The organism is Intrasporangium sp. (assembly GCF_036566125.1).
In the GTDB taxonomy this organism is placed as follows: Bacteria; Actinomycetota; Actinomycetes; order Actinomycetales; family Dermatophilaceae; genus Intrasporangium.
Genome location: NZ_DATCWX010000207.1, coordinates 1 through 5,430, shown reverse-complemented (window position 1 = coordinate 5,430; position 5,430 = coordinate 1). Strand labels below are relative to the sequence as shown.

General features: G+C 68.3%; 4 protein-coding genes. All 4 read right to left on the bottom strand.

All coding sequences use genetic code 11. The features are described 5' to 3' along the window. On the bottom strand, positions 1-2,900 hold a 2,900-nt coding region (dnaB, locus tag VIR15_RS12915), incomplete at its 3' end, for a replicative DNA helicase (RefSeq protein ID WP_331928232.1). 456 nt (positions 2,901-3,356) lie between these two features. Further along, on the bottom strand, positions 3,357-3,683 hold the full coding sequence (locus VIR15_RS12910; RefSeq protein ID WP_331928230.1) for a VOC family protein: 327 nt from the start codon (positions 3,681-3,683) through the stop codon (positions 3,357-3,359). A 55-nt stretch (positions 3,684-3,738) separates the two neighbouring features. Beyond that, positions 3,739-4,557, bottom strand: coding sequence for a MerR family transcriptional regulator (locus tag VIR15_RS12905; RefSeq protein WP_331928228.1), 819 nt, complete (start codon positions 4,555-4,557; stop codon positions 3,739-3,741). A 69-nt stretch (positions 4,558-4,626) separates the two neighbouring features. Continuing rightward, positions 4,627-5,430: glucosamine-6-phosphate deaminase (locus tag VIR15_RS12900; protein ID WP_331928226.1), on the bottom strand; the 804-nt coding region annotated here is incomplete at its 5' end.

The window sequence follows — 5,430 nt, the reverse complement described above, 5'->3', positions numbered from 1 at the left end:
CCCTGGAAGGCGACGACGATCGTGTCGGTGGGACCATTGCGGTGCTTGGCCACGATGAGGTCCGCCTCGCCCTCGCGCGGAGAGTCCTTCTCATAGGCGGCTTCGCGATGGAGCAAGATCACCATGTCGGCATCCTGCTCGATGGAGTTGTGGACCGCGATGCCGTTGGCGATGAAGTTGTGCGTGCCGAGCACCGTTGCGTCATAGACCTTCTCGACGCCGTCCGCCTCCACAGAGGCGACCTCGTCCCAGAGCGCGTCGTTGGCAGCCTCGAGGTCGAGATCGAGGCTGTCGAGCAGCTCCGAGACTCGCTCCAGGTCGTACCCGTCGTCTCCGAGGAACCCGTCGCCGAGGTCGTCGGGTCGAATCGTCACGCGCGGTGCACCCTGGCCCTCCGCAGCGTTACCACCAACAACGGCGGGCACACCCACGCCTGACCGATCCCGCACGATCTGCAACAGCGCCTCAGCGGCAGCCGACCGTTCGTTGTGGATGGCGATCTCCTGCAGGAACCGGCGCTGGTCATCCACACCGACCACCGCGAGCTCCCACAGGCCGTCGACTGTGGCGATCACCGTCGAGATGCCGAAGCGCAACAGCATCCGCGACACGTCGTCGAGCAGCTGACGTGACTTGTGCCGCAGGACAATTCGTCCCTCACGCGCCGCCTCATCGACGATCACATGACCATCGAGTGCCCACAGGCTGTCGATGAGCAACCCGATCTGCCGCTTGGGGAAGTAGCCGACGTCGGGCGGCAGCGTCCGCTCCGCCATCGGGTAGACGTCGAAGCCGATCCGGCAACCCATCGTCTCGACGCGCGCCCCCGCACGTTCCCCGGTCTTCGACGACATGATGAGCGCCCCGAGGCGGATCTCCCCGTCCTCGAGAACCTGCTCGTGCTCCTCGGGCGCCGGCACGTGCCGCGGCACGGCTACCCGGTCTCCGGTCCGCAGGTCCCCGAGCGCTGTCCAGCCCGACACCGTGAGGAAGGGGTGGTTCTCCGTAGCCCGCACGGTCTTGCCCGAGGCCAGCGTCAGCCGGAACACCGGACGCACCCCCGTCGAGAACACCTTCGTCATCGGCCGCGCCACGTAGCGCAGCGATTCGTCGAGCCCCCACACCGGCACCTCGACATCGGGCCCACGGGCGAAGTGATCGACCAGGTGCGCGATCGACATCTCGGCGCCCGTGTCGGCACGCAGCACCCGGGTCTCCGCGGTCAGGCAACCGGACTCACGCAGGTCGCTCATCTGCGGCTTCTTGTCCGTGCGCTGCTCGGGCCCACGGTTCAGCTGTGAGATCGCGATGACGGGCACCTCGAGCTCCTTCGCGAGCAGCTTGAGCGCCCGCGAGAACTCCGACACCTCCTGCTGGCGCGACTCGACGCGCTTGCCCGACGACATCAGCTGCAGGTAGTCGATGACGACGATCTTGAGGTTGTGCCGCTGCTTGAGCCGCCGGCACTTCGCCCGGATCTCCATCAGCGACATGTTGGGCGAATCATCAATGAACAGCGGCGCGTCCGAGACCTTGCCCATGGTCGCGGCGAGCCGCGTCCAGTCCTCCTCGCGCATGGTGCCCTTGCGCATGTGCTGCAGCTGGATGCCGGCCTCGGCCGAGAGCAGGCGCATGGTGATCTCGGTGCGGCTCATCTCGAGCGAGAAGATGACAGCCGCCATCTTGTGCTTGATCGCCGCCGACCGCACGATGTCCAAGCCGATCGTCGAGTTGTGCGTCGGGATCATGGCCCGGCCGGCGAGGTACAGGTGGTCCTCCGCCTCGACCTCGATGCACCGGACCGGCACGGTGCCGACCCGCTCCACCCGGTCGATCTTCCACAGCGCCAACGTGATTCCCGACACCCCGAAGCCAGGCACCCGCTCGACTGTCACGACGTGGCCCAGCTCTTCGGCAGCCAGCACCTCCGCCGTCGTGAGGACGCGCTTGTCCGAGCCGTCCAACCGCACCGACCACTGGTGCTGCTCGTCCGCCACGAGCACCGACCCGTCGGAGAACTCCACCTCGTAACAGGGCCGGCCGTCCAACACCTCGGTCGCAGCCACAACCCGAGTCGGTCGGCCGTCGGCGCCGAGCACGCGGTCCCCGACCGCCACGTCGCCCATCGTCGTCCAGCCGTCGGGCGTGGCCAGCGGCGTGTCGAGCGCCAGGGCCTTCCCCATGGCCGGACGGGCCGCGATGACGACCATCTGCCCCGGGTGCAATCCGTTGGTCAGCGCGTCCAGGTCAGTGAATCCAGTTGGCACACCGGTCATCTCACCAGACCGGCCGGACGCCACCTCAATCTCGTCGACCGTCGCCTCGAGGATGTCACCGATGGCGTGGTAGTCCTCGCCACCACGCTTGTCGGCGACCGAGTACACCTCCGCCTGCGCGGCGTTGACGATGTCCTCGACGTCGCCACCACCCTGGGCATAACCGAGCTGGACGATCCGGGTCCCCGCCTCGACGAGGCGCCGCAGCACCGCACGCTCGGCCACGATCTGCGCGTAGTACCCGGCGTTGGCCGCCGTTGGCACCGAGGCGATGAGCTGGTGCAGGTAAGCCTGTCCGCCGATCCGCGCCAGGTCGCCGCGCTTGGTCAGCTCGTCCGCAACGGTGATCGCATCAGCCGGCTCGCCCCGCCCATAGAGGTCGAGTATGGCGTCGTAGATGAGCTCATGAGCCGGCCGGTAGAAGTCCGTGCCCTTGAGCTGCTCCACACAGTCGGCGATGGCGTCCTTCGACAGGAGCATGCCGCCGAGCACCGACTGCTCCGCCCCGACATCCTGGGGCGGCAGCCGGTCGTCCGGTGGCCCGCCCTCGCGCGAGACCGTGGCGAACACACTCGTGCTCAGCTCATCGAGCGACACGCGCTCCCCTTCCGTGACGACGTTCATCCCCTGACCCCACTGCATCATGCGCCACTGACATCCCACCTGAGCGGCGCGCCGCGGCCACACTGAGCGTCACGGAGGGGGTCAAAGGGCGCCCCCGGTTTGGACCGTTCAGCGAAGCAGGCACCACCGTAGAGCCCAACATGAACCGACCACAACGCGATCCCCCGAATACGCCGATCTGCCTGTGGACAACATGTGCACTAACGAGTGCGACACACCGGCACTACTTGTGGACAACGTGTGCGGGGTGCTGTGGCTGCGGGTGTGGATCCCCTTGCCGTTCCTACCGAACGACCTGCACAAACGTCCGTCCACGTCCTGTGGACAGAAACGAGCAGCCGCCTGTGCGCTGTCCACAGGCGCCTCACAGCACACGCCCGGCGCCTAGGACCGCACGAGTGCTGCAACAAGGGTGCGTTTCGAGGTGCCGGGCATGTTGCGGTCGAGGGGGTCGGCTCAGTGCGGGCCGGCTACGCAGAACTCGTTCCCCTCGACGTCCTGCAGCACAGTCCAGCGCACGCCGTACTCGTCGTGGTCCGCGACGACCGACGCCCCCAGGCCAACGAGCCGCTCGACCTCCGCGTCACGGTCCTCCGCGGAGAAGTCCGGGTGAGCCCGGTTCTTCGCCACCTTGGGCTCCGGTACCTTGGCGAACATCCACGGTTGCCCGTTCGCCTCCTTCAACCCGATCGACGCGAACTCCTCGCTCGCTCCCTCATCGAGCGGCCGGTCCAGCGCGGCCGACCAGAACTCCCCGAGCCGCAGCGCGTCGCCAGAGTCCATCACTATTGCACCCATTGTCAGTGCCATCATCAGTTCCCTTCTCTGTGGGTTTGATTCACGACTTGTCCAGTTCGACCGGCCAGCAGATGTCGGTTCGGTACGCCGAGGGATCGTCCACCTCACGCGGCCCCACGACATACAGTTCTCGCACCGGCGCACCGGTCGGCTGCCCATGGTGCGCGACCCAGGCTCCGAGCGCCTGGTACCGCTCGTCGATCAAGTCGTAGCTCCCCCGATGGGTGAGCACCGCTGCGGTCACAGCCGGCAGCTCGAGCCGAAGCAGACCCGCGCCAACGTTGGCCGGAGCCTCCTCGACGGGCACATACGCTGTCGCGGGTTCGCCTGTGTCGTCGAGGATCTCGGCCTGGTACAGGCCGCCCGGGGAGCCAGCCACGCGCAGTCCGAGCGCCTCGATGCGAGCGAGCACAGCGGCATACGACCTCTCGAGGAACGCCGCGAAGCCGTCCCCGCTGACGACACCAGACACCCCGATGGCGGTCTGCGGCGCCAGCCGCACGACCCGCGCCGGCGTCTCGTCGGCAGGCTCGGTCCTGGACAGCTCGGCGACGATCCGCTCGGCCCGCTCGAGCTCCGACCGCATCTTTGCAGTGTGCTCCGACAGCACCCGACGGGTGACCTCGAGGTCACGGGCGGCGAGCACCTCGCGCACCGCAGCGAGCGGCACGTCGAGGTCCCGCAGCCGCCGCACGACCGCGGCATCAGCGAGCTGCCCCACGTGGTAGGAGCGGAATCCGGTCTCCTCGTCGACGACGGCCGGCTCGAGGATGCCCTGCGCGTGGTAGGCGCGCAGCGCCTTGATCGAGATGGACGACGCCCGCGAGAACGTCCCGATCGACATCAGTGCTTCGGTCACGCGCCCATCGTGGAGTCTCCCCCGGGGGGAGAGGCAAGACCAATCCAGACCGTATGCCGCTGAGCTGGGTCAGCCGTCAAGGCCGGCTGCCGCTTCGGCGTAGTACTCGCGGTTGCGCAGGCCAGTTGCCGCCGCCTCGTCGACGACGACCCACGCTCGGGCGTGCCACTGGAGGACCGAGGCGGGGCAGGACGCGGTGAGTGGGCCCTCGACAGCCGCGGCGACGGCCGCTGCCTTGGCGAGTCCGGTCGCCACGAGGACCAGGGCCTGGGCCTCGAGGATGGTCCCCAGGCCCTGGGTGACACTGTGGGTGGGCACGTCCTCCGGGCGCGCGAAGAAGCGGGCGTTGTCGAGGCGGGTCCGGTCCGACAGGCGCTTCACGCGCGTCCGCGACGACAGGGACGACCCGGGCTCGTTGAAGCCGATGTGGCCGTTGGAGCCGATGCCGAGGATCTGGACGTCGATGCCGCCCAGCTCCTGGATTGAGTCCTCGTAGGCCGCTGCGGCAGCGACGAGTTCGTCGAGCCTGTTGCCCGACCCATCGGGGACGTGGAGGTTGGCCGGGTCGAGCCCGACGGGGCCGCAGACCTCCCTCGTCAGGACCTCGCGGTAGGACTGGGGATGTCCGTCCGGCAGACCCACGTACTCATCGAGGGCAAAGCCGTGCACCCTCGTCAGGTCGAGCTGTCCCGAGCCCTGCGCCCGGGCGAGCTCGCGGTAGAGGCCGAGCGGCGAGGAGCCGGTCGCCAATCCGAGGGTCCCGCTGGCCTTGGCCTCGCCAGCCCTTGCGTTGCCGAGCGCCTCCGTGACGATGGCGGCGGCCCGGACGGCCACGTCGGCAGTGGGAAGGACGATGATCTCCATGCCGATCAT